The organism is Granulibacter bethesdensis (assembly GCF_001889525.1).
In the GTDB taxonomy this organism is placed as follows: Bacteria; Pseudomonadota; Alphaproteobacteria; order Acetobacterales; family Acetobacteraceae; genus Granulibacter; species Granulibacter bethesdensis_C.
The window spans coordinates 1,287,205-1,311,670 of sequence record NZ_CP018192.1; the positions used below are offsets into that span (position 1 = coordinate 1,287,205).

Annotated in this window: 24 protein-coding genes and 1 tRNA gene; 16 read left to right on the forward strand and 9 right to left on the reverse strand. The window is 58.2% G+C overall.

The features are described 5' to 3' along the window. Positions 1-3: 3 nt before the first annotated feature. Positions 4-1,959: a glycosyltransferase family 2 protein gene (locus GbCGDNIH6_RS05895; RefSeq protein ID WP_072563187.1), complete on the reverse strand. Its 1,956-nt coding sequence runs from the start codon at positions 1,957-1,959 to the stop codon at positions 4-6. A gap of 231 nt (positions 1,960-2,190) precedes the next feature. Further along, positions 2,191-4,326: a molybdopterin-containing oxidoreductase family protein gene (locus GbCGDNIH6_RS05900; RefSeq protein ID WP_072563188.1), complete on the reverse strand. Its 2,136-nt coding sequence runs from the start codon at positions 4,324-4,326 to the stop codon at positions 2,191-2,193. A 260-nt stretch (positions 4,327-4,586) separates the two neighbouring features. On the opposite strand from GbCGDNIH6_RS05900, the gene GbCGDNIH6_RS05905 reads away from it, so the two are divergent. Further along, on the forward strand, positions 4,587-4,850 hold the full coding sequence (locus GbCGDNIH6_RS05905) for a hypothetical protein (RefSeq protein WP_072563189.1): 264 nt from the start codon (positions 4,587-4,589) through the stop codon (positions 4,848-4,850). A gap of 81 nt (positions 4,851-4,931) precedes the next feature. On the opposite strand, the gene GbCGDNIH6_RS05910 is transcribed toward GbCGDNIH6_RS05905, so the two are convergent. Beyond that, positions 4,932-5,005: transfer RNA gene (locus GbCGDNIH6_RS05910), tRNA-Gln, on the reverse strand. Positions 5,006-5,237: 232 nt separating this feature from the next. On the opposite strand from GbCGDNIH6_RS05910, the gene GbCGDNIH6_RS05915 reads away from it, so the two are divergent. The 7 genes from GbCGDNIH6_RS05915 (at position 5,238) to GbCGDNIH6_RS05945 (ending at position 13,895) form a co-directional block, all read left to right on the forward strand. Further along, positions 5,238-6,365: a Ppx/GppA phosphatase family protein gene (locus GbCGDNIH6_RS05915; RefSeq protein ID WP_232450003.1), complete on the forward strand. Its 1,128-nt coding sequence runs from the start codon at positions 5,238-5,240 to the stop codon at positions 6,363-6,365. Positions 6,366-6,378: 13 nt separating this feature from the next. Next, entirely contained in the window at positions 6,379-7,071 is a 693-nt protein-coding gene (locus tag GbCGDNIH6_RS05920; protein ID WP_072563191.1) for an RlmE family RNA methyltransferase, read from the forward strand. 135 nt (positions 7,072-7,206) lie between these two features. Next, complete coding sequence (gene guaB / locus GbCGDNIH6_RS05925; RefSeq protein WP_072563192.1) at positions 7,207-8,727, forward strand: IMP dehydrogenase; 1,521 nt, start codon at positions 7,207-7,209, stop codon at positions 8,725-8,727. Positions 8,728-8,761: 34 nt separating this feature from the next. Beyond that, positions 8,762-10,048 (forward strand): RsmB/NOP family class I SAM-dependent RNA methyltransferase, encoded by a 1,287-nt coding sequence (locus GbCGDNIH6_RS05930; protein ID WP_072563193.1) that lies wholly within the window; start codon positions 8,762-8,764, stop codon positions 10,046-10,048. Then, a complete protein-coding gene (locus GbCGDNIH6_RS05935; RefSeq protein ID WP_072563194.1) occupies positions 10,045-10,656 on the forward strand; it encodes a GNAT family N-acetyltransferase in 612 nt (203 codons plus the stop codon). Before GbCGDNIH6_RS05930 ends, GbCGDNIH6_RS05935 begins: the two co-directional genes overlap by 4 nt. Before the next feature lie 155 nt (positions 10,657-10,811). Continuing rightward, the gene (gene guaA / locus GbCGDNIH6_RS05940; protein ID WP_072563195.1) at positions 10,812-12,380 is read left to right on the forward strand and encodes a glutamine-hydrolyzing GMP synthase; all 1,569 of its coding nucleotides are present in this window, start codon (positions 10,812-10,814) and stop codon (positions 12,378-12,380) included. Positions 12,381-12,686: 306 nt separating this feature from the next. Then, positions 12,687-13,895, forward strand: a complete 1,209-nt coding sequence (locus GbCGDNIH6_RS05945) for a tyrosine-type recombinase/integrase (RefSeq protein ID WP_072563196.1) — start codon at positions 12,687-12,689, stop codon at positions 13,893-13,895. 24 nt (positions 13,896-13,919) lie between these two features. Here GbCGDNIH6_RS05945 and repC read toward each other — a convergent pair whose 3' ends face one another. The 3 genes from repC to GbCGDNIH6_RS05960 are packed head-to-tail and all read right to left on the reverse strand — an operon-like array spanning position 13,920 to position 15,909. Then, positions 13,920-14,774, reverse strand: coding sequence for a replication protein C, IncQ-type (gene repC, locus GbCGDNIH6_RS05950; RefSeq protein ID WP_072563197.1), 855 nt, complete (start codon positions 14,772-14,774; stop codon positions 13,920-13,922). After that, on the reverse strand, positions 14,761-15,633 hold the full coding sequence (locus GbCGDNIH6_RS05955) for a helicase RepA family protein (RefSeq protein ID WP_072563198.1): 873 nt from the start codon (positions 15,631-15,633) through the stop codon (positions 14,761-14,763). The genes repC and GbCGDNIH6_RS05955 overlap by 14 nt, the downstream gene beginning before the upstream one ends. A 60-nt stretch (positions 15,634-15,693) precedes the next feature. Then, positions 15,694-15,909 (reverse strand): helix-turn-helix transcriptional regulator, encoded by a 216-nt coding sequence (locus GbCGDNIH6_RS05960; RefSeq protein WP_475690058.1) that lies wholly within the window; start codon positions 15,907-15,909, stop codon positions 15,694-15,696. A 734-nt stretch (positions 15,910-16,643) separates the two neighbouring features. On the opposite strand from GbCGDNIH6_RS05960, the gene GbCGDNIH6_RS05965 reads away from it, so the two are divergent. The 7 genes from GbCGDNIH6_RS05965 (at position 16,644) to GbCGDNIH6_RS05995 (ending at position 20,384) form a co-directional block, all read left to right on the forward strand. Beyond that, complete coding sequence (locus GbCGDNIH6_RS05965) at positions 16,644-16,865, forward strand: hypothetical protein (protein WP_072563199.1); 222 nt, start codon at positions 16,644-16,646, stop codon at positions 16,863-16,865. Then, the gene (locus GbCGDNIH6_RS12360) at positions 16,850-17,128 is read left to right on the forward strand and encodes a hypothetical protein (RefSeq protein WP_157692335.1); all 279 of its coding nucleotides are present in this window, start codon (positions 16,850-16,852) and stop codon (positions 17,126-17,128) included. The genes GbCGDNIH6_RS05965 and GbCGDNIH6_RS12360 overlap by 16 nt, the downstream gene beginning before the upstream one ends. 16 nt (positions 17,129-17,144) lie before the next feature. Then, positions 17,145-17,867 carry a type IV secretion system protein gene (locus GbCGDNIH6_RS05975; protein WP_072563201.1) on the forward strand — a complete coding sequence of 241 codons (723 nt, stop codon included), beginning with the start codon at positions 17,145-17,147 and terminating at the stop codon, positions 17,865-17,867. Next, on the forward strand, positions 17,833-18,285 hold the full coding sequence (locus GbCGDNIH6_RS05980) for an EexN family lipoprotein (RefSeq protein WP_232450004.1): 453 nt from the start codon (positions 17,833-17,835) through the stop codon (positions 18,283-18,285). The genes GbCGDNIH6_RS05975 and GbCGDNIH6_RS05980 overlap by 35 nt, the downstream gene beginning before the upstream one ends. Before the next feature lie 4 nt (positions 18,286-18,289). Further along, the gene (locus tag GbCGDNIH6_RS05985) at positions 18,290-19,339 is read left to right on the forward strand and encodes a TrbL/VirB6 family protein (RefSeq protein ID WP_072563203.1); all 1,050 of its coding nucleotides are present in this window, start codon (positions 18,290-18,292) and stop codon (positions 19,337-19,339) included. A gap of 155 nt (positions 19,340-19,494) precedes the next feature. Further along, positions 19,495-20,040 carry a plasmid mobilization protein gene (locus GbCGDNIH6_RS05990; RefSeq protein WP_198355819.1) on the forward strand — a complete coding sequence of 182 codons (546 nt, stop codon included), beginning with the start codon at positions 19,495-19,497 and terminating at the stop codon, positions 20,038-20,040. 62 nt (positions 20,041-20,102) lie between these two features. Further along, positions 20,103-20,384, forward strand: a complete 282-nt coding sequence (locus GbCGDNIH6_RS05995; protein WP_072563205.1) for a helix-turn-helix domain-containing protein — start codon at positions 20,103-20,105, stop codon at positions 20,382-20,384. Positions 20,385-20,440: 56 nt separating this feature from the next. Here the strand turns inward: GbCGDNIH6_RS05995 and GbCGDNIH6_RS06000 are convergent, their stop codons facing one another. The 3 genes from GbCGDNIH6_RS06000 to GbCGDNIH6_RS06010 are packed head-to-tail and all read right to left on the reverse strand — an operon-like array spanning position 20,441 to position 23,345. After that, positions 20,441-21,355 carry a XamI family restriction endonuclease gene (locus GbCGDNIH6_RS06000; protein ID WP_072563206.1) on the reverse strand — a complete coding sequence of 305 codons (915 nt, stop codon included), beginning with the start codon at positions 21,353-21,355 and terminating at the stop codon, positions 20,441-20,443. Next, complete coding sequence (locus GbCGDNIH6_RS06005) at positions 21,352-23,022, reverse strand: Eco57I restriction-modification methylase domain-containing protein (RefSeq protein ID WP_081369987.1); 1,671 nt, start codon at positions 23,020-23,022, stop codon at positions 21,352-21,354. The genes GbCGDNIH6_RS06000 and GbCGDNIH6_RS06005 overlap by 4 nt, the downstream gene beginning before the upstream one ends. Further along, a complete protein-coding gene (locus GbCGDNIH6_RS06010; RefSeq protein ID WP_072563207.1) occupies positions 23,019-23,345 on the reverse strand; it encodes a HigA family addiction module antitoxin in 327 nt (108 codons plus the stop codon). The genes GbCGDNIH6_RS06005 and GbCGDNIH6_RS06010 overlap by 4 nt, the downstream gene beginning before the upstream one ends. 207 nt (positions 23,346-23,552) lie before the next feature. Between GbCGDNIH6_RS06010 and GbCGDNIH6_RS06015 the strand changes: the two genes are divergently transcribed. Further along, a complete protein-coding gene (locus GbCGDNIH6_RS06015) occupies positions 23,553-23,885 on the forward strand; it encodes a hypothetical protein (RefSeq protein ID WP_072563208.1) in 333 nt (110 codons plus the stop codon). Positions 23,886-24,466: the final 581 nt, after the last annotated feature.

A 24,466-nucleotide genomic window follows, 5' to 3' on the forward strand; every position in this document is an offset into this window, starting at 1 on the left:
GATTTATCGCCGCAGCCTATGTAGCAAATGACGCAGCGGCGCTGTGTAACGCCATATTGTGGAATCAAGCATAGCCTGATGCTGCCGGGTCAGCGCACGTAGCTGCTCTTCGAGTAAGTCCAGCTTCTCCTGTGAAGAGGCTGTTGATACGGGCGGGGAATTTTCAGTCGCAAAATAGCGGAAGACATCGACTTCACCAGTCAGCCATTTCAGAACTTCGTAACCGTCCTGTGTCTGCACACATGCATGGGCCATTTCGATGGCAAAGAGGCGACGCCCTGCATTCTGAGATCTGACCGCCATATCAACGAAATCGGCCAGCAAGCCCCGATGATCAGGCCCGTGATCAATGCCCAGCGTGGCCCGGAAAATCTGCCTCTGCCAGGACCGGTTGAGTGTTTTGAGATGACGCAGAACGAGGGGTGTTTCCCATTCCGTGCGTAATATTGTGCTTCGGCTGGGTGCGCTCATATTACGCGCACCCTCCCGTATCCTGAAGGCTGTCAGTTCTTCATTCAGGAAAGCGATATCGTGTCCGCTGACCAGCATGCGGGTCCACATATCGAAATCCTGCAAATTGGTCAGTCGGGGATCATAGTAACCAAGCGTCCCAAACACGCTGCGCCGGATCATTGCAGTTGGGGCGCACAGACAGTTTCCATGCAATGCGAAACGCCGGAGCCAGCTGGTGGAAGAAAAATCCGGCATTTGCATGGGCGCTGCAAAATCCAGAAAACTTTCGGTTTTCTGTCCATGCTCATCGACTGTACGAGGCAAACCGAAAACGGCGGAGATATGAGCATTCTGGTCAAGAAATGCCACCTGCCGTGCGAGCCGCTCCGGCAGGGCCCAGTCATCGGAATTGAGAATGGCGATATACTCGCCCCGCGCCCTTTTCAGGCAGTGATTCATCGCGGAGGAAATGTCGACATTCCTCGTAAGTGCTTCGACATCCAAGCGAGTGTCTGAAAACTGACGAATTGCCGACAGGGTACCGTCGCTTGATGCATCGTCAGTCAGGATGATTTCAAAATCCTGAAAGCTCTGATCGAATACGCTTTGCAGGGATTGGGCCACATACTGTTCATGATTATAGCTTTTGATGACCACTGAAACACGCGGCGCTGTCTGTGGCCTTGCATGCACTGTCGGAACTGAAATCCGTCCCAACCCCTCCCACCATAAAGGGCGCTCACCGGAGCGCGCCGCCACGAAATCCGGCCCGGACAGATCGTCCGAGGTTGCAACCATATAGTCCCATTCCTTGCGCCGTTTTTCTTCGTTCCAGCGATAGCGATGCCCCCAGTCATTCTGCACATCGACGGAGCCAAGACGGGCGCCTTGTGCTTCCTGTCTTTCAGCATTTCTGTCATAGCCAAGATGCTTGAAATGCCACAGCATCAGTTCGTCACGCGCGGGAAGGCGAATATTGCCCTGTGGCTGAGCCGAATGGCGACCTTCCGCAAAGCCGGTTTCCATAATGGCATCGGGATTGAAAATGCCCAGCTTGTTGAAAAACCGCCTGGCACGCCCCGATGTGACTTTACCGACCAGCAGCCCATCATCCGATGGAAAGTTTTCGCTGTTCATGTCGAAACCAAGGGCGGGAATACAGGTAACGCCTTCAGCCATACGTGCCTGAAGATACCGCCTCATGGGTTGGTCCTTGACCCATAGATGTTCATCAATGGCGGTGATGACGACCCAGTCTGCCTTGCCCCGGCTTTCTTTCCAGGCGTTTTCATGCATTGCCTTGTGGGACAGTACGAAAGAGTCGGTATGAACCCTTTCGAAACGCCTCAACTCGACCTTGGGATGGGCTTCCAAAATCTCCAGCGATCCATCGGTCGAGCCATCATCGTAAATAACGTAACGATCGACCCAGGAATCAAAATGCCTGAAGAAAAATCCAAGCATATCTGCTTCGTTCCAGCAAACCGTATAGAGATCGACCGTCATTTTACGCTGCCACCGATTATTTTTATTTCAAAGCAGGTATAGCGTTAGCAACGAACATTCCGCAACGATGAGCAAAATGTTGAGGAAGGTTCAAATCGATGCGTTAAAGCAAGATGAATGGACTGATAGTCCAACCCTCCCTTGGAACTTCGTATTTCTCAATCCACTACTGCTGGCCCAACAACAATATGCAGGCAGACTCGTGAGTTGACCACGAGCCTGCCCGACACCTCAATTCGTGCGCATCACATCCACAAGATTGTCGGAGAAGCTGGGCGCGTGGCCAAGATCGGAGAAGGCAGCACTGCTGATACTGTTTACGGTTCCATCATTCAATTGCCGCCAATATCCCAGCGTTGTAATGACAATGCCGGGATTGACGTCGCTGGTGATACGGGCCATGGCGCGGAAGGCACCCCGGTCATTCATGACCTTGACGTGATCACCATCCTCGATGCCACGTGCCTGCGCATCGGAGACATTGATCAACACGAACTGCTCCCCTTGGCCACGGATTTTCTGTTCCATGTTGGCATAGCAGGAATTGAGAAAACCGTGGCTTTTCGGTGAAACAATCGAAAGCGGGTATTTTTTTGCCAACTCAGTTGCAGCCAGAGGATTTTCCCGTGCGCCGAGATAGTCTGGCAGAGGGTCGACCGCTTCGTTCGGCTGGAACGCTTCGTACATCTGACGGAACGGGGCGGGCACAAAATTGCGCGCTTCGTCGAGCATGAAATGGCATTTTCCGGTTGCAGTCGGGAAGTTCCCGTCTTTATGCGGCGCCCTGTTATCAGCCGTGCCGACATTCAGCCGTGCATAGCCATGCTGCTTCAGATAGGCCAGATCAATTCCTTCGCAGGCGGGTGATGACCAGTCGACGAAATTTTGCAGACATTCTTCATCAGACCACAGGAAATTGGCATCCTTAAAACCGAATTTTCCTGCCAGACGGCGAAAGATTTCGTTATTCGGCAGGGTTTCACCAGGTGCATCAGCACATCTGGTCGTGTAGGTAAGATACAGATGCCCCCAGGAAAGGATGATATCCTCCATTTCTGCCCCCATCGCGGCAGGTAGAAGAATATCGGCATAGGAGGCGGTGTCGGAGATGAAATGCTCTGCCGATACCAGAAACAGATCCTCCCTCTGCAGACCCTGCACGATTTTCTCTGTCTCAGGTGCCTGGGTGACTGGATTAGCATTCCAACACATCATTGACATGATCGGCGGATCGAGCGGTATCTCACCAGTTAACGCCTTGCCGAGTTCCAGTGCACTGACCACGCGTGTTCCTTGCGGGATCAGATCAGGCCTGCAGATGACATCGAATTTATAAGGATGCTCCCATACTGCGAATTGCGTCATTCCACCGCCGACATGCCGCCATGCGCCGGTCAGAGCCGGAATGCAGGCAATGGCACGCACGGCCTGGCCGCCACCATAATGACGTTCCAGCGCTACACCGATGCGAATGGCGGCTGGTTGCTCTGTCGCCAGGCTGCGGGCGAGCTTACGGATATCGTCAGCGGAAACGCCGGTAATGGTTTCCGCCCATTCCGGGGTACGGTCGGCAGCACGTGCTTTCAGTTCGTCGAATCCGACCGTATGGTTGGCGACATAGTCATGATCCACCAGATCCTGTTCGATCAGTGTGTTGATCAGGGCCATGGCCAGCGCGCCATCAGTGCCGGGGCGGGGAGCGATATGCCAGTCCGCGCTTTTGGCAGTGCGGGAGGCATAGGAGTCGATCACGACAACCGTGGCGCCGTTTTTCTGCGCATCACGGATGATTGCCCAGTGATGAAGATTGGTGCTGATGCTGTTACAGGCCCAGATGACGATATATTTTGAATGAATATAGCTTTCCGGATCGACACCTGCTGTTGGCCCAACCGTCATGAGCCATGCAGTCGATGATCCTTCACCACAAAAGGTCCGCTCGCAGACCGTGGCACCAAGGCGATTGAAAAAGGCATCCCCGCCATTCAGGCCCTGCAAAAGCCCCTGATGCCCAAGATAGCTGTAGGGCATGATTGCCTGAGGCCCGTATTCGTTAATGATTGCCTGCCAGCGGGAGACGATCTCGTCCAGTGCCTCATCCCAGCTGATCCTTGCGAACTGCCCTGACCCTTTCGGTCCAATACGGCGCATCGGATACAGCACACGGTCAGGGTGGGTATGCCTTTTCTCGTAATCTTTCACTTTGACGCAGAGTCCGCCTCTGGTCATTGGATGATCAGGGTTGCCTCGCACAGACTGCAATTGTCCGTCCCTGACGTCGAACAGCATTGCACAGGTATCGGGACAGTCATGCGGGCACGCGCCGTGAAATGTTTTAACCTCGTCTGGTCCTGTGGTGGCAATCATGGGGACGTCTCCGTATTTTTTAAGTATTTCAGTAAGTTGTGATACCGCTCCCTGAACCGGTATCGGTCATGAAACTCTTTTCTTGCACGGTAGCCTCAATAGCGCCCGCCCGACCAGCCATAATCAGATATCGGGGGTGCTATGTGCTGGATAAATGGCCATGATCTTAATACCGATTTTAAGAAAAACCCTCTTTTAATCAGCAACAAAAGGGATAGGTCTTTGTTCATAACAACAAAACAAACACGAGGAGTTAAGCCATGAACAAGGTCATGAATATTCAACGCCTTGCTGCGATCTGCGCCATTGGTGGTGCTGCGCTGTTCGGCCTGCCCGCTGCGTCCCATGCGACCGGAGCAGCAGCCATGAGCCGGACGGGATATGCGGCCCAAAGCAATATTGAGCCTGTCTCAGCGACGGTGAATGGGCTGCGTCAGCAGGGCGGATGCCGGGAAAAAGAAATGTGGGGTCCGTCAAAACGGCCGGAAGTTGAGCAGGTTTGCACAGGCCGTGCCTCGCAATAAACGGGCACCTGAAACCAGCGGATAGAAAACCAGATTAAGCAAGCCAGCCTGTTCTTATCTAAAGATCAGACTATGAAATATTGGCTGGGGGACCTGGATTCGAACCAGGGCTGACCGGGTCAGAGCCGGTAGTTCTACCGCTAAACTATCCCCCAGCGGCTGGTGGCGGGCTATTAGCATCGGTTTTACGGCAGGGCAAGTCCCTGCCGTCACGCTTTTGTATATTTCCGTTTCACACAGCTGATTTTAACCTCTCCCTTGCGCCCGTAGGTATCCCATGCCCGGAATGCGGCATTGGGAGCATCTGAAAAGGCGAAAGGAAAAAAATACATCGGGGCGTAAACGGTTTATACTCCACCGATGGTTAACCCTTATTCACCCACCTCCTTGAATTTGCCAGGTGCCGGGTCTCATCGACAAGCGGGGGCTTCTGCCTATGCTGCGCTCGATCTGGGAACCAATAATTGCCGTTTGCTGATCGGCACTCCGGCCGGTGGCAGTTTCCGTGTGCTGGACAGTTTCAGCCGTATCGTCCGGCTGGGGGAAGGGTTGCAGACTACAGGCAGGCTCAGCCCGAGGGCGATGGAGCGCACCCTGTCGGCCTTAAGGGTTTGCGTCGCCAGGATGCAACGCAGAACTTTGTCCGGTGTGCGCGCTGTTGCCACGGAAGCTTGCCGCCATGCCGTTAATGGCAGGGATTTCCTTAGCCGCGTACAGGCGGAGACCGGCCTCGACTTTGATGTGATCTCCACGCGCGAGGAAATCGAACTGGCCCTGGAAAGCTGCATCCCCTTGCTTCGGCGTACTGAGGCACGGCGGATCCTGCTGTTCGATATTGGCGGAGGCTCTACGGAGCTTGCCTGGGTACGGATTGATGGCAATTGCCCGGTTCTGGTTGGAACTATTTCCCTGCCTGTTGGCGTCGTGCGTCTGGCCGAACAATATGGGGATGCCAGGTTCAGCGCCGGCGCTTTTGAGGAAATGGTGCAGGATGTCCGGCAGCGTCTGGATACGTTCGAGGATATCCACAGGATTCATCCTGAAATCCTTCACGGTGGGGTTGCCTTGCTGGGTACTTCCGGCACGGCAACTACGATGGCGAGTATCTGTTTTGACCTGAACAGGTATCGTCGATGCATGGTTGACGGAGCGGTAATGAGCCTGACGCAGGCGGATCAGGCAGTGCAAATTCTGCGGGCGCTTGGTGGGGCGGAGCCGCAGGGGGAGGGATTGCGCAAACACCCTTGTATCGGCCCTCAACGTGCTGATTTCGTGCTGCCTGGTTGTGCGATCTTTCAGGCGATCCGGTCGCTTTGGCCGACGGCTTCTGTCATTGTTGCGGATCGGGGGCTGCGGGAAGGAATGCTGCTGAGGATGATGCATGAGGCCGGTCATGGCGGCAGACGCGGCAGAAGAAAGCGGAATCCCGCATTGTCTTCTTCACGCTCTGGCCCGGCAGGCTCTGGATTGGAAGTGCCGGCTTCTGGCATATCGACATTAACGAAGCCGGTTTAAGACGGAACAGATAATGAGCGGTGGAAAAACGCAGCCTCCTACGGGACCGCGCGGCAAGGTTGTGATGCTGAAAACGGCCCGCAAGCGTAGCGTGGCCTCCCAACGGTGGCTGACCAGACAGTTGAATGATCCGTATGTAGCAGCAGCCAAGGCGCAGGGCTGGCGTTCACGTGCAGCTTTCAAGCTGATCGAGCTGGATGACAAATTCGGACTGATCAGCAAGGGCAGCCGGGTGATTGATCTGGGCGCGGCACCGGGTGGCTGGACGCAGGTAGCCATGAAGCGCGGTGCTGCCGTGGTGGTCGGCGTGGATCTTCTACCAGTCGATCCGGTGCCAGGCGCGACGCTGATCCAGGGCGATTTCAACGATGATGACATGCCGGCGCGACTTTCCTCCCTGATGGGTGGCAAGGCCGATCTGGTGATGTCCGACATGGCCCCCAACACAACCGGCCATGCGGCCACCGATCATATACGTATCATCGCGTTGACCGAACTGGCGCTGCATTTCGCTTTCGATGCTCTGGCCCCAGGCGGTGCCTTTGTGGCGAAAGTGTTCCAGGGGGGATCGGAGGAACAGTTGCTCAAACCCATGAAGCAACGATTCGCCTCCGTGCGTCATGCCAAGCCCGCTTCCAGCCGGAAGGAAAGCAGCGAGCTGTACGTGGTCGCAAAAGGATTTCGTCCCAACGGGTTGCAGGACTGATGCGTGCAGGCCCCCCGCCGTGCCTCAGACGCGGGGCAGGCAGAATACGGAATGGCTTGCCCAGATACGGGCAGGGGCGTTAAGGGAGCGCGCCAAGGCGCACCCGCCCGTCCGACAGGATGAAAGGTCCAGGCCATGGCTTCCGATGACGTTTCTGATCGCAACTCCAGCCCTCAGGCTGCTGTCTCTCCGGTGTCCCGGATCGAGGAAGCCCTGGCATTTGACGATGTGCTCGTCATTCCATCCTATTCACAGATTTTGCCTTCCAGCGTGGTGACCACCACGCGCCTGACGCGGAAGATTTCCCTCAATATTCCGCTGGTATCCTCGGCGATGGATACGGTGACGGAAGCGAATATGGCGATCGCCATGGCACAGCATGGCGGCATTGGGGTCATCCATAAGAATCTGACTATCGAGGAGCAGGCGCAGCAGGTGCGTCGGGTCAAGAAATATGAAAGCGGTATGGTGGTAAATCCGCTCACCATCCATCCGGACCAGACGCTGGCCGATGCCCGCGCTTTGATGAGCAGCAACCATATCAGCGGCGTGCCGGTGGTGGAGCGCGAATCAGGCCGTCTGGTGGGTATTCTGACCAATCGTGACGTGCGCTTCGCCACTGATCCTTCAGTACGAGTGTATGAGCTGATGACGCGGGAAAATCTGGTGACGGTTTCTCCCGGCACCAATCTCGAGGAAGCACGTACACTGCTGCATCGCCACCGGATCGAAAAACTGCTGGTGGTCGATGAGAATTATTGCTGTGTCGGCTTGATCACCGTGAAGGATATGGACAAGGCGCAGGCCTTTCCGCTCGCCAATAAGGATGCGCTGGGCCGTTTGCGGGTCGCGGCCGCCACAGGTGTTGGTGAGGATGGTTTCCGTCGTGCTCAGGCATTGATTGACGCAGAAGTGGATGTCGTGGTGGTCGATACCGCCCATGGCCATTCCGAAGGCGTTCTGGCTGCTGTCGCACGGATCAAGAAGATCAGCAGCAATGTGCAGGTGATCGCGGGCAATGTCGCGACACCGGAAGGTGCCCAGGCGCTGATCGACGCGGGGGCGGATGCGGTCAAGATCGGTATCGGTCCGGGCAGCATCTGCACCACGCGCGTCGTTGCAGGCGTGGGTGTGCCCCAGTTTACCGCTGTTATGGAGACCGCTGCCGTGTGCCGTGCGGCGGGCGTTCCGGCCATTGCCGATGGTGGTATCCGTACCTCTGGCGACGTCGTAAAGGCAATTGGCGCGGGGGCGGATTGCGTAATGGTCGGCAGCATGCTGGCCGGCACTGACGAAGCACCAGGCGAGGTTTTCCTGTATCAGGGGCGCAGCTATAAATCCTATCGCGGCATGGGGAGCCTCGGCGCGATGGCACGTGGCTCGGCGGATCGGTATTTCCAGCAGGACATCAAGGATCAGTTGAAGCTGGTGCCGGAAGGAATCGAGGGCAGGGTCGGCTATAAAGGCCCGGTGGCTGCGGTGCTGCACCAGATGACCGGCGGTCTGCGGGCCGGGATGGGCTATACGGGTAGCGCTTCCATCACCGATCTTCAGCGTAATGCACGCTTCCGGCGTATTACCGGTGCCGGGTTGCGAGAGAGCCACGTCCATGACGTGGCGATCGATCGCGAAGCCCCGAATTACCGGGTCGATTGATGCGCATATCTTCTCCTGACCCGGCTCGCATCCTGTGACGCCTTCAGCACGGCTTGCCGCGGCGATCACATTGCTGGAGGAAATCGAGTCCGCTCCCCGCCGTCCGGCGGATGCGGTCGCCAATGATTTCTTCCGTGCCCGGCGTTATATCGGTGGCAGTGACCGCCGGGCCGTCTCTGCTCAGGCCTGGCAGGTGTTGCGTGCCCGTCGCCGGATGGGGTGGTGGTTGCCGGAGGCTCCGCCCCGCCTGCTGGTGGCCGGTCATATGTTGCTGACCGGGTGGACGCTGGAGGCTGTGACAAAAGCGTTCTCCGGCGGCCAGTATGCGCCTGCACGGCTGACAGAGATGGAGCAGGCTGCTCTGTACCGTCTGGAGGGGCATACGCTCGATCATCCGGAGATGCCGGATGCGGTACGTCTGGAACTGCCGGACTGGATCCTCCCCCGTTTCAAAGATCGCTTCGGCCCGGCTCTGGCTGCTGAACTGGCGGAGATGGAGAGCGAGGCGCCACTCGATCTACGGGTCAATCTGCTTAAATCGGATCGTGATACCGCCCGTAGCGCGTTGCGAGCAGAAGGGATCGAGGCGGAGTTCACTACTCTGTCTCCATGGGGTCTGCGCGTGCATGGCCGCCGTCCGGTGACGACCGGTGCTGCATTTCGGCAGGGGCTGATTGAAATTCAGGATGAGGGCAGCCAGTTAATCGCGGCACTGGTCGGGGCTGGCCCGGATATGCGCGTGGTGGATTATTGCGCCGGGGCTGGTGGCAAGACTCTGGCCATGGCGATGACGATGCTCAATCGCGGCCATATCGTGGCTTGTGATACCTCCGAACCTCGGTTGGAGGGAGCGGTGCGCCGTTTGCGGCGGGCCGAGGTGCATAATGTTGAGCGCCATCTGCTGACAGCCGGTGATAAATGGGTCAAGCGCCGGGCCGGAAGCTTCGACCGCGTTTTGGTGGATGCCCCCTGTACCGGAACCGGCACATGGCGGCGCAATCCGGATGGGAGGCTGAGGCTGACCGAGAACGATCTGCTTGAGCTGGTGCCAAAGCAGGCGGAAATCCTTGATCGAGCCTCAACCTTGCTACGTCCGGGCGGCAGGCTGGTCTATGCAACCTGTTCCGTGCTGGCAGAGGAAAACACCGGGCAGATTGAAGCGTTTCTGGCAAGACGGCCCGAATTCCGGCTGATGCCACTGCGGCAGGCCTGGCCGGATGCTCCAGCGGCGCTAACAGGGGATATGCTCAGCCTGACGCCACGCAGCTTTGGCACGGACGGGTTCTTTGCCGCGGTGCTTGAGAAACCGGTTCCCGCATGATCGCCATCCGCCGCGCCCGCCCGGCTGATGCGCCTTTAATCGGCGCTGTTCATGTCGCGGTATGGCGTAGCGCCTGTCCGGGGATTGTGCCGAATGACCATCTCAGCCAGATGTCCGTGACCAGACTGGCAGCCGATTACGATGCGGCTATCATGGCCGGGCAGGGCGTGTTCGTCCTGTGTGCATCGGGTGAGGACGTTCCGCTTGCTTCTGCTGGGGAAAGCGGGAAGCAAGCATCTTCCATATTAAAAAGGCCACGTGTCATCGGCTTCTCCACGGCGACAAGAGCCGCACCCGGTGAACCGGGGGAAGGGGAGATCGGTGCGCTCTGCATTTTGGACGATTACCGCGAACGTGGATTGGGACGCCGCCTGATACGTGCTGCGGCATCGCATTTAAGAATGCTTGGCTGCCGTTCCGCTTATGCATGGGTGTTAAGGGATAGTCCGGCCCGCTGGTTTCATGCCCGTCTTGGTGGCGTTGCTGTGGCACAGGGCCATATCTCTCTGGCGGGTGTAACGCTGGAACAGGACGCTTTCCTGTGGGAACCAATTGAAATGCTGCTACGCCCGGGAGCATTACGAAAAGAAGACCAGGATGACACCTGATCTCCGGCATACAGAGTGGAATGTCGCACTGTCATGTCAGTTTTCCACTGTTTTGCCGTTGCGATCCGACGCGGCTTCCGGCATTGCCCCCACTGGCCACCTATGGCCTGCATTTACCCCATCCTCGAGGGGTGCGTTGAAGGAGAGAGAGCCTGATGAGCGACATTCTCGAACAGATCGTTGATCGGGTTCTGATTCTCGATTTCGGCAGTCAGGTCACTCAGCTTATTGCCCGCAGAGTCCGTGAATCAGGGGTTTATTGCGAAATTTGGCCATTTACCGCGGATGCCGAGCGTATCCGTGCCTATGCACCGCAGGGCATTATCCTTTCAGGGGGGCCATCCAGTGTGGCGCTGGCAGGATCTCCGCGCGCACCGGAAGCTGTGTTCTCGATGGGTATCCCTGTGCTGGGTATCTGCTACGGCCAGCAGACGATGTGCGTGCAGCTTGGTGGCTCGGTCGAGGGCAATGACCATCAGGAATTCGGCCGCGCCCATGTTGATGTTGTGGAGAATTGTCGGATCACTGACGGGCTGTGGGAAAAAGGCGCGCGTGAGCAGGTCTGGATGAGTCATGGCGACCGGGTAACTGCTTTACCCCGCGGTTTCCGTGCGGTGGCCGTCAGCGAGGGCGCGCCTTTCGCGATGATTGCCGATGATGATCGCCGTTTTTACGGTGTGCAGTTCCATCCGGAAGTGGTCCACACCCCGCATGGCACGCAGTTGCTGCGTAATTTCACACATGCGGTTTGCGGCTGCTCCGGCGGCTGGAGCATGGCGGCATTCCGTCCTGCTGAAATCAAGCGTATCCGGGAGATTGTCGGTGAAGGGCGCGTTATTTGCGGCCTGTCCGGCGGCGTTGATTCAACCGTGGCGGCGGTGCTGATCCATGAGGCGATTGGCGATCAGCTCACCTGTATTTTCGTGGACCATGGCCTGTTGCGCCAGGGCGAGGCGGAACAGGTGCACGCCATGTTCCGTGACCGTTTTAACATCAAATTGGTGCATCGTGACGCTTCCGATCTGTTCCTGGGAGCGCTGGAAGGGGTCAGCGACCCTGAAATAAAGCGCAAGACAATCGGCAAGCTGTTCATTGATGTATTCGAGGAAGAAGCCGCCAAGATCGGCGGCGCTGATTTCCTGGCGCAAGGTACACTTTACCCGGACGTGATTGAGAGCATCAGCTTTACCGGCGGTCCTTCGGTAACGATCAAATCCCACCACAATGTCGGTGGCCTGCCAGAGCGGATGCGGATGAAACTGGTCGAACCGCTCCGCGAATTGTTCAAGGACGAGGTCCGTGCACTGGGTCTGGAACTTGGTCTGCCGAAAGAAATGGTCGGTCGCCACCCATTTCCCGGCCCGGGTCTTGCCATCCGTATTCCCGGAGCGATCAGCAAGGACCGTCTTGAAATCCTGCGCCGTGCGGATGCCATCTATCTGGAGGAAATCCGCAATGCCGGTCTCTATGACGAGATCTGGCAGGCTTTCGCGGTTCTGCTGCCGGTCCGCACCGTGGGCGTCATGGGCGACGGCCGCACCTACGACTTCGCCTGCGCCCTGCGCGCCGTCACCAGCACTGATGGCATGACGGCGGATGTTTATCCATTCGATATCAAATTCATTGCGAGAGTGGCCAACCGTATTGTCAATGAGGTGCGGGGGATCAATCGTGTGGCCTACGATATTACATCGAAGCCACCGGGAACAATTGAGTGGGAATGATTCGGCGTCAGGCACTGGCTGGCATCTAGGGGCATCAGAACGCGCATAAACCCAAGCAATTACGGGACTTTATGCGATTGTGTCTGGCATGGCCCGGCAATTTTGAGCATCGCCAAGCACCACTTTTTTATGGCATAGTGCATGGCACTAACAGCCATGATGCCATGTTTGGTGCCTGATACCATGCCAGCCTGTGGGGCTCGTGCATGGTATCAAATTGGAATAGAGCGTTGATTTATAGATATTTTCTGTAAATCGGTGCGGTGGTTCCGGGCATGGTATTCGAAGTGAAGAACTGCTAACGCCATGCTGACCGATACCAAGCTGCGTAACCTCAAGCCGCAAGACAAGCTCTATAAGGTGAACGATCGTGACGGCCTCTATGTAGCCGTCACGCCTGCCGGGTCGATCTCCTTTCGCTACAACTATGCGATCCACGGCAGGCAGGAGACGGTTACCTTTGGCTGCTATGGCGTTGGTGGCATCACCCTCTCGGAAGCTCGCGAACGGCTGGGCGAGGCCAAAAAGCTGATCGCAGCGGGGAAGTCGCCCGCGAAAGAGAAAGCTCGGGACAAGGCCCGGATCAAGGACGCGGAGACGTTCGGGGCTTGGGCGGAGAAGTGGCTGCGTGGCTATCAGATGGCCGATTCCACCCGCGACATGCGGCGTTCGGTGTACGAGCGCGAGTTAAAGCCGAAATTCGGCAATCAGAAGCTGGTCGAGATCACCCACGAGGACTTGCGCGCATTGACCGATGCTGTCGTGGAGCGCGGTGCGCCGGCAACGGCCGTACATGCCCGCGAGGTGGTGTTGCAGGTCTATCGCTGGGCCATCGAGCGCGGCCAGAAGGTCGAGAACCCGGCCGAGCTGGTGCGGCCGACCAGCATCGCCAAATTCGAGCCGCGCGACCGCGCTCTAACGCCCGACGAAATCGCTTTGATGTACCGATATATGGAGCGCATCGGCACAGCGCCATCCGTCCGGGCAGCGGCCAAGCTGCTGTTGCTCACAATGGTCCGCAAGAGCGAGCTAACCAACGCGACCTGGAGTGAGATCAGTTTCAGCGAGGCGCTTTGGACGATTCCGAAGGAGCGGATGAAGCGGCGGAATCCGCACCTGGTGTTTCTATCCCGGCAGGCGCTGGATATTTTCATTGCCCTGAAAACCTTCGCGGGCGGATCGGACTATGTGCTGCCGTCCCGTTACGACTCCGACTTGCCCATGAGCAGCGCCACGCTCAATCAAGTGCTGACACTGACATGGCGGCTCGCGCAGAAAGAGGGGAAGCCGCTGACCAAGTTCGGTCCACATGACCTGCGACGCACGGCGAGCACGCTGCTGCATGAGGCTGGCTACAACACCGATTGGATCGAGAAGTGCCTTGCACACGAGCAGCGGGGCGTGAGGGCCGTCTACAACAAGGCTGAATACCGCGAACAGCGCACGGCGATGCTACAGGACTGGGCGGACATGATTGACGAATGGGCGCTCAAGAAATCGAGGCCGAGTGAGTGATTTTATAAAAACGCTGTCTCTGCGTTAAAGGCGATTTGATAAAAACGCTTTGCCTCCCGGCCGCTTGATTTCCCATTTTCCCTTCGCGTATTCACTCACCATCCAGCCAATTGCAGCAAGCTCAGCGAGTGCCTTGCGCGCAGTCTGGCGGCGCTTTTTCATGGCCTCCGGAGTCGCTGCATCCGGCCAGATATATCCGCATAGAGTGTCTAGCTCGACACGGCCGATCTTGGCGGGGTCGATCCAGCCGCATAGTCGCTGGTGAATCAGTCGGGCGGGGTCGCTTTTTAGTGCCCGGACCTCATTCATGTTGATGCGGACATGCTGCCTGCCACCCATGACGGCTTGGGCAATCAAGGGGTTCAACGCCACGTACAGCTTGCCGGCCTGCTCGTCGCTGGCGTAGTCCGACAGAATGCGGAAGCCTTGGCGATTGCCACTCCGTTCAACAATTACGGATACTGCCCACAGACGTTCAATAGAAGCGCGGACAGTCCTAAACTGCTTTCCACCATCGTCGGTATAGCCAAGTTCTCGCACCAACTGACCAAAGCTGCCCTTGACCACCATTGCATCTTGCTGGACGGCCTCCCACTTGGGTTCAAGCGATAGTCGAAGCTGTCGTGCAGCGTCAGTTCGAGGCTCGGGGGAGAGCACCAGGCCGGATGGGCCAGCCATTGCCACCAACCCTTGCAGGATACGCAAATCATCAGCGCCTAGCGGCTCCGGTCCCCAGAAGCGGATTGAATCATCGCCAAAGGCATAGGTCACATCGAGCTTGAGCTTCTTTCGCTCGCCGCGTTTGAAACTACGGAACAGGCCGGGAGCCAGACAATGACCCGGATCGTGTCGGGCGTGGGTCAGTTCATGCGTACTCACGCCGCGCCCTCACGCCTTTCTCGCGCGCGGCATCGGCATCCACCAACTCGACGGGCAGCAACACTCCGCCGCTCTGCCGCGCGTACCAGCGATCGAGCTGGGCGGCGTTATAGTTCTGCTTGGACACGCCGAAACGCACGAAATAGCCGCGTCGGTCGTTGCCGATAGGCTGTCGGCCGCAGGCGTGATCGCTGAGGCGGCTGGCCTCGTCCTCGTTCATCCTGGCGACGAAGCCACACCAACGGGCATTGTCGATCAGCGCGGACGCTCCCCGCGCTGCCTGCTGTTGGTCGGTTTGACCCTCGCGAGCACTGCCCTTGCTGACGTGATGCAGATACAGGACGGACGCTCCGGTATTCGCCGCGACGTGTTCCAGCGTGGCGACAAGCCGTGCCATGTCGCCGTTGCTGTTCTCATCGAGCGTGTGGATGCGACTCAGGGTGTCCAGCACGATCAGCCGCGCTCCGGCGCAGAACTCGATAATGCGGGCAAGGTGCCGATCATCCATTACGTTCGGGCGCTTGCCCATGATCGGCTCAAGAATCAGATTTTCCGCGACGGCTTCGCGCGCCTGTTGGTTCAAGTGCTGGCCGATCGCGTGAACCCGGCAGACAAGCGCGGGCGGCGGGTCTTCCCCGGCCAGATACACCACGCGGCCGGTGTGTGCAGGGGCAAGGCCCACAAGGTCGCCGCCGGCAACGCTACATGCGATGGACATCGCGGCTTCCAGCGCCCAAAAGCTCTTGCCCGTGGCTCCGGGAGCAACAAGCGCCCCGACAGTGCCCGCAAGAAAACCGGGCCATATGAAGTCCAGCACAGGCGGTTCATTTTCAAACGCCGCCCGTAGATCGATCGCCACAGCTCAAGCCACCATTCCGGGGCGCGCAGGTTGGAGGCCGGACGACTTTCGAGCCTCAATCTATTCCTCGATCTCGGCCAAATCCCACGCGACGTTTCGGCTGGTGAGCGCGATCCGGCGGGGAAACTCTCCCCGCTGCTCCATGTTGAAGATTGTGCGTTCGCACAGCGGAATCATCGCATGGAGTTTTTTGCGATTGATGAGGGTCTTATTCCCCCCTGCCGACCCTTTCTCCACGTCAAATACCTCGTTTTCACTATCCGTCGAGGTGTCCATTATTGCCCGTAGATGCCGGAAACTGCCAGAAAAAATATAATAAAATCAAGTAGTTGATACGTTTTTGAAAGATGGGACGAATGGCAATTGATTGTATTGATTGAAGTTTTCCCTGAATGGCGCATGGGTTTTTGATGGGTTTTTGAAAATTATTGCAGATGTATTTGAGGTTTGTTGAAAACAGATTTAGTCCGCAGCTATCGCCATCGTGACCCCGGAAGCGGATGCGTCAGATCGAATCGCCGGGGTGCGAGTTGCCCTGAATCTTGCCTGGGATCGGGTGCCGTACACCGCCCGATTTGCCGTAGTAACGCTTCCCGGTCCCCGTACTAACGTTCCCTAACCCCCGTACCAACGTTCCCCAATCCCCGTACTAACGTTCCCCGGCCCATTCCAAAAAACCTATAAATGGCATGGTGTTATGGTCGGTTTGGAAAAGCGATCCATGAGTTTCTCCAAGAAACTCCACATGCGCGCGAAGCGCCGCGCCTTGAGGGCGCGGCCCATCGTTTGCGAATTTGAGAGGGCAAGAGGGAAGGAGGGCTTGCAGCGTGCAAGACCTCATCCGCCGCCAGCGCGCTCACGTTGAGCGGGTTCCAACAATATCGCCGTCAATAGCTGTAAAGACCGCCTATACATCTATTTACAAGTCATTGATTATAAAGGATTTTCTTGAAATAGAGGTCATTGGCGAGCATAATGGCGGCTACTGAATAGCTATCGCCGGGCATCGCATGACTTCTGAGAAAACAGTCATCCGAACTGTGATCGACGCGCAGTTGAAGGCCGAATTTGAGGCCGCCGCAAAGAGCAATGACCGGGTTTTAAGTCAGGTGCTGCGCGACCTGATCCGCGAATACGTATGGCGCTTTTCCAAGGGCGAGGCGTGGGAACCTGGGCAGGAAACAAAATTCGCCAATCGTCAAAGTAGGAGCACGGCATGTTCGAGCACATAGAAAAAATAACGGCCATCACCCGTCACGCAAACCGGGTCTTACAGGAAGGTTTGGCGCGTCTCATTCTTTCTGCGGGCGCTGTGCTCTTTCTGGTGCTGATTCTTCTGCTTCCGGACATGCTGAAAGGGATGCTCGCGGGTGATCCGGCCGCGCCAAAAGCATTTCTGATGAACGCGGCCGCTATCGGCCTTTGCTGGCTTCAGTGGCGCTACCGCCATGTTGTTTATCCGCAATTGCGCCGACGTTCGCCGTTCTCGAGCTAGAGGAAAGGAAAGACCCATGAAGGTGCGGAAGATCATTCTGGCGGGCGCGGCGGCTATCTCGCTCGTCGTCGCCTCCGGGCCGGCGATGGCGCAATGGACAGTCATTGACCCGTCCAATCTCGCCCAGGCGGTGCAACAGGTTAAGCAGCTCACCCAGCAAATTCAGGTGATGCAGCAGCAATACCAAACGATGATGCAGCAGTATCAGGCGATTGCACACCTGCCGCAGAACGCGCTTAACCAGCTTCAATCGCAACTGAACGTCCCGCAGTTTCGCAATCCGCTGTTGGCCAATTCGGTTGACGTCGGCTCAATCATGAACGGCACGGGGCAGGGCAGCGGGGCCCTGGGCGCTAACGTGCAAGCCTATGCCAATCAGAATCGCGTCTATTCACCCGCGGGTCAGGACTTCCGGGCTCAGGAAATGAATCGCAACGCGACCAGCGTTGCCGGCGCGCAGGCGATGGCGGCGGAGCTGTATCAGTCGGCCGCAAGCCACATCCAGACCCTGCAAGGGCTGGAAGGGCAGTTGTCGAGCGCGCCCGACGCGAAGGCCGTTGCGGACATTCAAGCCCGAATCGGCATGGAGCAGGCCGCATTTCAGGCGCAACAGGTGCAGGCTCAATCGCTCGCGATGTGGCAGCAGGCGCAGGAGCGGAACGCCGAACAGCGGGACGATGAGGCTCGTCGCCAGCAGTTAGACGATGCGCTCCAACAGATCCGTTCGCACGGGGGCTGACGTGGAAAAGTCTTGCACCGTGCAAGCCCTCACGCTCGTCCTTTTTCTCGCGCCCCTCGCCCTGGCCGTACCCGCAGCGGGGCAAGGGACTCCCCCAAAGGACACAGGCAAAACCGTCTCTTGGTATGCAGGCCACCAGCAGGAGCGCGCGCAAATGCAGCTCAGGTGCCTCAATGATCCGGGGCACCTTCGCAACACGCCGGACTGCATCAACGCGGAGCGCGGCGCGATAGAGGCCGCGCACCGGCAGGCGCGCAAAGGATTCGGCGTCATGAACCCGAACGATCCCGCGTTCTGGTCAGAAGACCCAGGCGCCCGCGCGGCACAGCTTTCGATGTGCCGCCTCAATCCCCAGCTCGACAACTGCGACGCGGCTAGGCGCTCGCTGCTGATCGAGGCCGGAAAAGCCAAGAGGTAACAGCATGGGCGGCAATATTCAGTGGCAAATATTCGCCTACATCGTTTCGCAGGTAGAGACGCCGCTCGTGAGTGCCGTTGCTCAGGTGATGAACGCTTTTCTGTCGTTCGTGAGTGCGCCGCTCAAAGTCGCCTTGGTGCTGTATATCGCCCTTACGGGCATCCTCATCATTCGCGGCCAGGCCGACGAAGCCGGCTCCGCCTTGCTCGGCCGCTTGCTCAAGATGGCGCTCGTCGTTTGGTTCCTGACTGGCGCCGGCATCTATCAGCAATATGTCTATGATTTCTTTTTCACGACATTGCCCCAAGGGCTCGCGGGCGCGCTGACCTCTGGTGGTGTAACGACGATCGACGCCAACACCTTCGATGCTGTGTGGACCAAAGCGCTGGGCGCAGGGGTCGACGTGTGGCGCACCGTGTCATGGCACGATTTTCTCTCGCAAATTATCATCGTCGCCTTCTGGATTGTCGCCATCGTCTCGACCGTCGTTGCTTTCGCGATCTGGCTGATTTCGCGGATCATCCTGGCGCTTTACATCGCCATTGGTCCGCTGCTGATTGGTCTCGTGCTTTTCCCCGCCACGCGCTCGATTTTCGAACGCTGGATCGGTTCGCTGATCTCGTGTGTGATCCTGCAAATCACAACGATTGTGCTGCTGTTCATTGTCCTCACGGTGGAGCAACGGGTCGCCGGCCAGATCGCGCTCATGTCCGAGACGGACTTGATCGGTCGGGTCGAGGTTTTGTTGGCCGGTGTCATCTTCTTTGGTGTCGCCGGTTTCGTGGCCTTTCAACTTCCCGGCGTTGCAACATCGCTCTCCGGCGGCCTGCATTTCCATACTGGGGCGCTCGCACGAGGCTTGGCGATGGCGAGCGGTACGACCGGCCAGAGAATGGTTGGTGCGGACGGCGGCACTCATCGCGCCGGTCGGAGCGGCGTTCTAGGGGCCGGCCACTTGGCAAGCTCGACCGTGGGGCGCGGCATCGGGGCTGGGGGGGGCGCAATCTATCAGCGCGTCCGGCGAACGACCGGCGGCTCCCTTTCCGACAGCTAGTTGCTCTACTGAGGTCTTGCACGGTGCAAGACTTCGATGCGGCGTCCCTTCTTTTTCTCCTGCCCTAACTACCTGACGAACGAATAGGATGGAAAGATTTGGGACTAGGGCAGGATATGTTTGGTGTTAGCAGGTATAAAACGGAGGTGCAGCCCATGCCGGCCTTGCCCGGTCAGAAGATGGTCGGAACCTATGTTCCCGCCGAGCTCGCCGAGCGGTTCGAGGCATGGGCGCGGCCGGACGGCGGCAAAGCGGCGGCGCTGCGCCGCCTGATCGTGGAGGCAGTGAACGGCGAGGCCGAGGGCTTGCACGGTGCAAACCCTGCCCGATCGAAACTCACCCCGGCCGGCGTCGGCCGAGGCCAGCAGATTGGAATCCGGTTGAAGGCTCACGAGCGGCGCGCGCTGGCGGAGGCCGCCGAGGCGCATGGGACAAGCCCGGCGAACTGGGTTCGGTCGCTCGCGATCGTCCACCTAACCAGCAAGCCACAATGGAACCCAGCCGAGTCGGACGCGCTGCGGGAGCTGGCGCGCGAGGTCCGCGCGATCGGAAACAACGTCAATCAGATCGCAAGGGCGCTGAATGTCGCGGTGCAATCGGGCGTTTACCCGCCACACCAAGGCGCAGCGGCGCGCGCAGCCGAAACCGTGCGCAAACGACAGCCTCGCAGACGAGCGGCTCGGTTCAATGATAACGACTAAGGTCTTGCACGGTGCAAGACTTTGATTCCCCAACAGCATATCGGTACGGATGTAATCGGCCTATGAAAATCGAGTCTTATGCAAACGTGTGGGATGCGCTGGCTGACACCGAACAAGAAGCCGCGAACCTCACGCTCCGCTCTGATTTGATGTCCGCGATCGCCGCCAAGCTGAAGACGTGGGACATTCCTCCAAAGGAAGCGGCGCACCGCCTCGGGCTGACGCGCCCTCGGCTCGATGAGTTAATGCGCGGCAAGCTGGACAAGTTCTCGTTGGATGCCTTGGTGGGTATCGCCACGGCGGCAGGATTCAAGCTCCGCTTCCAACTCAACGACGATGCCTGAAAGGCGGCGAGGTCTTGCACCGTGCAAGACTTCGCGGCCTATCGGCTTGTCCTCTATCAGGGCTGAGTGCTGGCTATCCAATCCGTCAGCGCCTTGAGGTCATGTGCCCAGAAAATGGTCAGACCACGCGACTGGGCTTCAACGAGGTTGTGCAGCTTATAGACCCCGCTGAGCATTGCGCTCGGCACCACTTGCAGGCGACCGAAATCCTCGCGCCAGCGCACCGCCTTGACGGCGGCGTCGTTGTTGAGTCGCTTCACTGAATTCGTCGAAGAATTCGACACCTTGCACTCGATCGGCATGATGCGCTGATCCCACAGGCCGACAATGATATCGCCCTTGCGCGTGCCGAGACGGCTTTCGCCGCAGAATTCACCGGGCGCCGGCGCGTGCTGCAGCGTTGCGATCAGGCGGGAGGGTACTTCGGTAAAGCCGAGGTCGCGCAGCGCAGCTTTCACCGCAGCTTCCTGCTGCTCTTTGCCTTTATTGCGCCGGCTCGTCTGCGTGCGGCTCGCGGCCATGAGCGCAGCTGAAGCGAGAACGGCCGCATTGCGTTCTGCTTCAGTGGGCTCGCGGTTTTCGACTACCCATGCAAAGCGTCTGCGATCAAGCACCTGGCGCACCACGCCGATTAGGCGTTGCACGTCTGCCGGTGAGTTCTTGAGGCGGCTTTTCGTGAGAGAGCTGGCATCAGCCAACACTTTCAGGTCGTCGGTTGAAATCGGCGGCGCGGCAAGATAGCGGAACGCTTCGAGCAGGCGCGGGTCTCCCAAGACATCAAGCGCCGAGGTTTCGAAATCGGTTAGGTCAACCGTCGTTTCAAGCACTTCTTCGACATAGCCTTGATACTGATCGAAGGCTTCCAGATAGTCTTCCAGCGGTTCTTCAAGGCGCTCCTTTGAGAAGGCCGCGCTCGACTTGGCACGCTCTTCGTCGAGCTGCTCGCTCGTCCATATCGGCGGATCAATCATGCCGTAATCCCCGCTGCCAGCAAGGCGGGGCTTGGGACGATCAGACGTTCCATCTCACGCGGTTCGAACTTCGTGAGGCCGCCGGCATAAGTGCGGCCTGAGCGCTGTGAGATATTGACTTGCAGATAATCGACGAGTGCCTTCTTCACCTTTTCCGTCAGATTTTCGCGCGGATAGAGGCCATGCGCGATGTTGATATGTCGTGCATCGGCCTTGTTGATGACGAAAGCGGGCGGCCGCCGCGCCATATAGGTGGAGATGATCGGCGCGGCCGCTCGCAGGCCGACCGACCACCAAGCCCTGCGGTGGCTGGCGATGTAACCCTTGGGTGCACCCATAGCACGCGCGATCTTCAGGAATTTCATGACCGCCTTGCGCTCGGCCGCATCGAGCATATCGAGATCGGGCGGCAGGTTGATCACGCGCTTGAGCCGCGCCGCGTCCGCCAGGAGGCCGCCTGCATCGAGCACTTCCCGAGCGCGCGTTACGGTCGGAAAGAGGACAGAGTCGGGTAAGCCTTGGCTATGATCGCCCGCAATCCATACGTCATTCGCACCTGTGACAGTCCCGCGATGGACGCGGCACAGCTCGCCTAGCTCAACATAGCCTTCGGGCGGCTTCTCGGGCGCGCGCGTAAGATGCGACCAACGAGATTCTACAGCGAGCCGGTCGCGGTGTACCTTGCGACCCTTGCCGAGGCTGTCGAGGTTCTTCAGCTCGTCTATACGCCGGAAAAATACTGAGGCCGGTTTGGCACCAATCTCGAAGGTTGTAATGGCGGCCGTGGTCGCGGCATCGGGGAATGGTTGCGCTGTCGGTTCGATCACGGTCACGCTTTGGCCGCCGAGATTCTTGAGGATGAGGGATCGCACGAGGGCGCCATAATTCACGTCGAGCCATTCGGCGGCGGTGATGAACGCTCCGTAGTCCTTCGACTTCGCGCTGCGAGCAGTTGCTAGATAAAAGTAGACATGCAGGCCAGAAAGCTTGCTGGCGGAGAAGCCAAGCTCCAGCGCTTCGTCGAATAGCCAATTTTTCCATTTCGGCGTGATCTGGTGGTGGCGCACATAAGGCGGGTTGCCGATGTAGAGCGTGCGGCCATCGACCTGATCGGAAAACCGCCGGAAATCTCCGAGGACGATGCGCGAGCGATCGGCATGGCCGCTGACCGCAAGATTGGCGCGTGCCATCAGCGCAGCGAGAGGGTCGATATCGATGCCGACTAGCTCGGCTTTAGGAAAAGTCTTTGCGGCATCCACAAGGAAGCGCGCGGAACCGACACCCGGATCGACGACGCGGGCTGGTGCAGGCCTGCCCGAGGCCCAGTCGACCATCGTGCGCACAATCGGGGCCGGCGTATAGGTCGCGCCTTGGTCGCGCCGCTCCTCCGGCGCGCGCAGCGCGCAAAAGGCTTCGCCTAGCGGGTCATACCCCTCGCGAATCAGCTCCCTGATCTTTGCCACGACCGAACGCGAAGGTGCTTTGCCGGCGGCGCCGCGTGCAAGAGTCGACTCTTCTTTGGATAACGCGCCAAGCTCTTCTGCGCCAAGCGCGAGTGCGGCGGCTACGAGGGACTTTTCGTTTGGAAAGATCGCCTCAAAATCGTTCCAGAGATCCTTCTGGTCCCCGACGAGCTGTAGCAGCGCGTCGTAGTTGGTTGTTGTCATGCGTTCCCCCCTGGACGTGCCCTAGCCGCTTTCGGCCGAAAGGGCGCGACCTTGATGTCATCCGCGCGTTTCCGCATTTGCGCGATATCGAAGCTGTTCTGCATCCGCATAAGCTCATCGAGCGGCACGCCGAAAGCCTTCTCGATGCGAAGCGCCATTTCCGGCGTGAGGTGAGCGCGGCCGTTCAGCAGCGCCGACAGCGCCGGCCGCGTTACGCCAAGCGCCTGTGCGGCGTCGGTCACAGACAGGCCGTTGGCTTCGACAACCTTACTTTTTACGAACCCGCCCGGATGGGCCGGATCGATCTGGACTGCAACTCTCATACGACCGGCCTCCTATAGCGCGGCTATGCGTCAATTGTGCCCTGTAAAGAGTCACTTTACAAGAGCCTTTGTTCTCTCTACGTTCGCGTCTGAAATGGAGGTATTCTGCTCGGAGCCGCTAACGGGAGTGCAGCCGGGGGCTGGCAATAAAACCTCAGTCGGGAGAGGGTGGAGTGATGAGCTTTTTTTTTTCGCACCGTTGGCGCGTTGCAGCCCGCCTATGTGGTCCGCGCCTACGTGATCGGCTTCGCGCTGTTAGCCCTGGTTGCCTGGGTGAGGTTTCATGCGCCCAGCGATCACGGCGGGACCGACAGGTATCTGTCGCTCGCTTATCTCTTCATCTGTTCGTTGCTATTCCCGTTTGCAAAGCTCGTTTGGGACGAGCTGCGCGACGTGGCGCTGGGTGGGAATGTCTTTTTTATCAACGGGCTCATTGCCCTGATCCTCAAGGTGTTCATCAACGGCCTCCTATGGGCCTTCGCCCTGTTCATCGCGCCGATCGGCTTGTTGTATCTTTGGTTTCGGACGCGCGCAGGGTAGCCATACATCGACTTCGACGTCGCACGCTTGCCGGAAAATCGCCTTCAGGTTGAGAATGGCATTTTTCATGGTATTAGCGATACGCGGTCTTTCAATGCATTGAAATTAAAACAAATATTTATACCGTTTATAATCGAGTGGGAGTGATTCGGCGTCTGCCTGACGCTGGTTGCCATCCTGTAAAACGACACCAGGGATAGGCCTTTGTAAAAAGGGGCTTATCCATATTGGATCTGATGAATCTGCGGCAGGCTGGACGCGTTATCAGCATTGCCAATGCATACAAACATGTTCGGATCCCAAGAACTGGCAAAGCACTGCACCTCGCTATGAGCTGCATCGCAGCCATAATCACATACTGTATCCGCAGCGAGTCCTGAGCCTGTTCGTCTAGTAAACCTGCAGGCGCTCAGCAGTCATCATGGGGGTAGAGATCACGGTAGTGATCATCTAACCAGCTTTTTCAGCTATATAACCTCCCGAACTGGCTGCTTTCTGTCCTGACCACGCAAAAAGCCTGCATGACGGGGCTTGCGCTGTGTGCGGAGAGGGGGTAGGAACCGCGCCGCGGCGGAATGCTG

What these genes read in the sequence shown, in the direction of transcription:
- GbCGDNIH6_RS05895 (WP_072563187.1), bottom strand. Translation starts at nt 1,959, where the DNA reads ATGACGGTCGATCTCTATACGGTTTGCTGGAACGAAGCAGATATGCTT.
- GbCGDNIH6_RS05900 (WP_072563188.1), bottom strand. Translation starts at nt 4,326, where the DNA reads ATGATTGCCACCACAGGACCAGACGAGGTTAAAACATTTCACGGCGCG.
- GbCGDNIH6_RS05905 (WP_072563189.1), top strand. Translation starts at nt 4,587, where the DNA reads ATGAACAAGGTCATGAATATTCAACGCCTTGCTGCGATCTGCGCCATT.
- GbCGDNIH6_RS05920 (WP_072563191.1), top strand. Translation starts at nt 6,379, where the DNA reads ATGAGCGGTGGAAAAACGCAGCCTCCTACGGGACCGCGCGGCAAGGTT.
- guaB (WP_072563192.1), top strand. Translation starts at nt 7,207, where the DNA reads ATGGCTTCCGATGACGTTTCTGATCGCAACTCCAGCCCTCAGGCTGCT.
- GbCGDNIH6_RS05935 (WP_072563194.1), top strand. Translation starts at nt 10,045, where the DNA reads ATGATCGCCATCCGCCGCGCCCGCCCGGCTGATGCGCCTTTAATCGGC.
- guaA (WP_072563195.1), top strand. Translation starts at nt 10,812, where the DNA reads ATGAGCGACATTCTCGAACAGATCGTTGATCGGGTTCTGATTCTCGAT.
- GbCGDNIH6_RS05945 (WP_072563196.1), top strand. Translation starts at nt 12,687, where the DNA reads ATGCTGACCGATACCAAGCTGCGTAACCTCAAGCCGCAAGACAAGCTC.
- GbCGDNIH6_RS05960 (WP_475690058.1), bottom strand. Translation starts at nt 15,909, where the DNA reads ATGGACACCTCGACGGATAGTGAAAACGAGGTATTTGACGTGGAGAAA.
- GbCGDNIH6_RS05965 (WP_072563199.1), top strand. Translation starts at nt 16,644, where the DNA reads ATGACTTCTGAGAAAACAGTCATCCGAACTGTGATCGACGCGCAGTTG.
- GbCGDNIH6_RS12360 (WP_157692335.1), top strand. Translation starts at nt 16,850, where the DNA reads ATGTTCGAGCACATAGAAAAAATAACGGCCATCACCCGTCACGCAAAC.
- GbCGDNIH6_RS05975 (WP_072563201.1), top strand. Translation starts at nt 17,145, where the DNA reads ATGAAGGTGCGGAAGATCATTCTGGCGGGCGCGGCGGCTATCTCGCTC.
- GbCGDNIH6_RS05980 (WP_232450004.1), top strand. Translation starts at nt 17,833, where the DNA reads ATGCGCTCCAACAGATCCGTTCGCACGGGGGCTGACGTGGAAAAGTCT.
- GbCGDNIH6_RS05985 (WP_072563203.1), top strand. Translation starts at nt 18,290, where the DNA reads ATGGGCGGCAATATTCAGTGGCAAATATTCGCCTACATCGTTTCGCAG.
- GbCGDNIH6_RS05990 (WP_198355819.1), top strand. Translation starts at nt 19,495, where the DNA reads ATGCCGGCCTTGCCCGGTCAGAAGATGGTCGGAACCTATGTTCCCGCC.
- GbCGDNIH6_RS05995 (WP_072563205.1), top strand. Translation starts at nt 20,103, where the DNA reads ATGAAAATCGAGTCTTATGCAAACGTGTGGGATGCGCTGGCTGACACC.
- GbCGDNIH6_RS06000 (WP_072563206.1), bottom strand. Translation starts at nt 21,355, where the DNA reads ATGATTGATCCGCCGATATGGACGAGCGAGCAGCTCGACGAAGAGCGT.
- GbCGDNIH6_RS06005 (WP_081369987.1), bottom strand. Translation starts at nt 23,022, where the DNA reads ATGACAACAACCAACTACGACGCGCTGCTACAGCTCGTCGGGGACCAG.
- GbCGDNIH6_RS06010 (WP_072563207.1), bottom strand. Translation starts at nt 23,345, where the DNA reads ATGAGAGTTGCAGTCCAGATCGATCCGGCCCATCCGGGCGGGTTCGTA.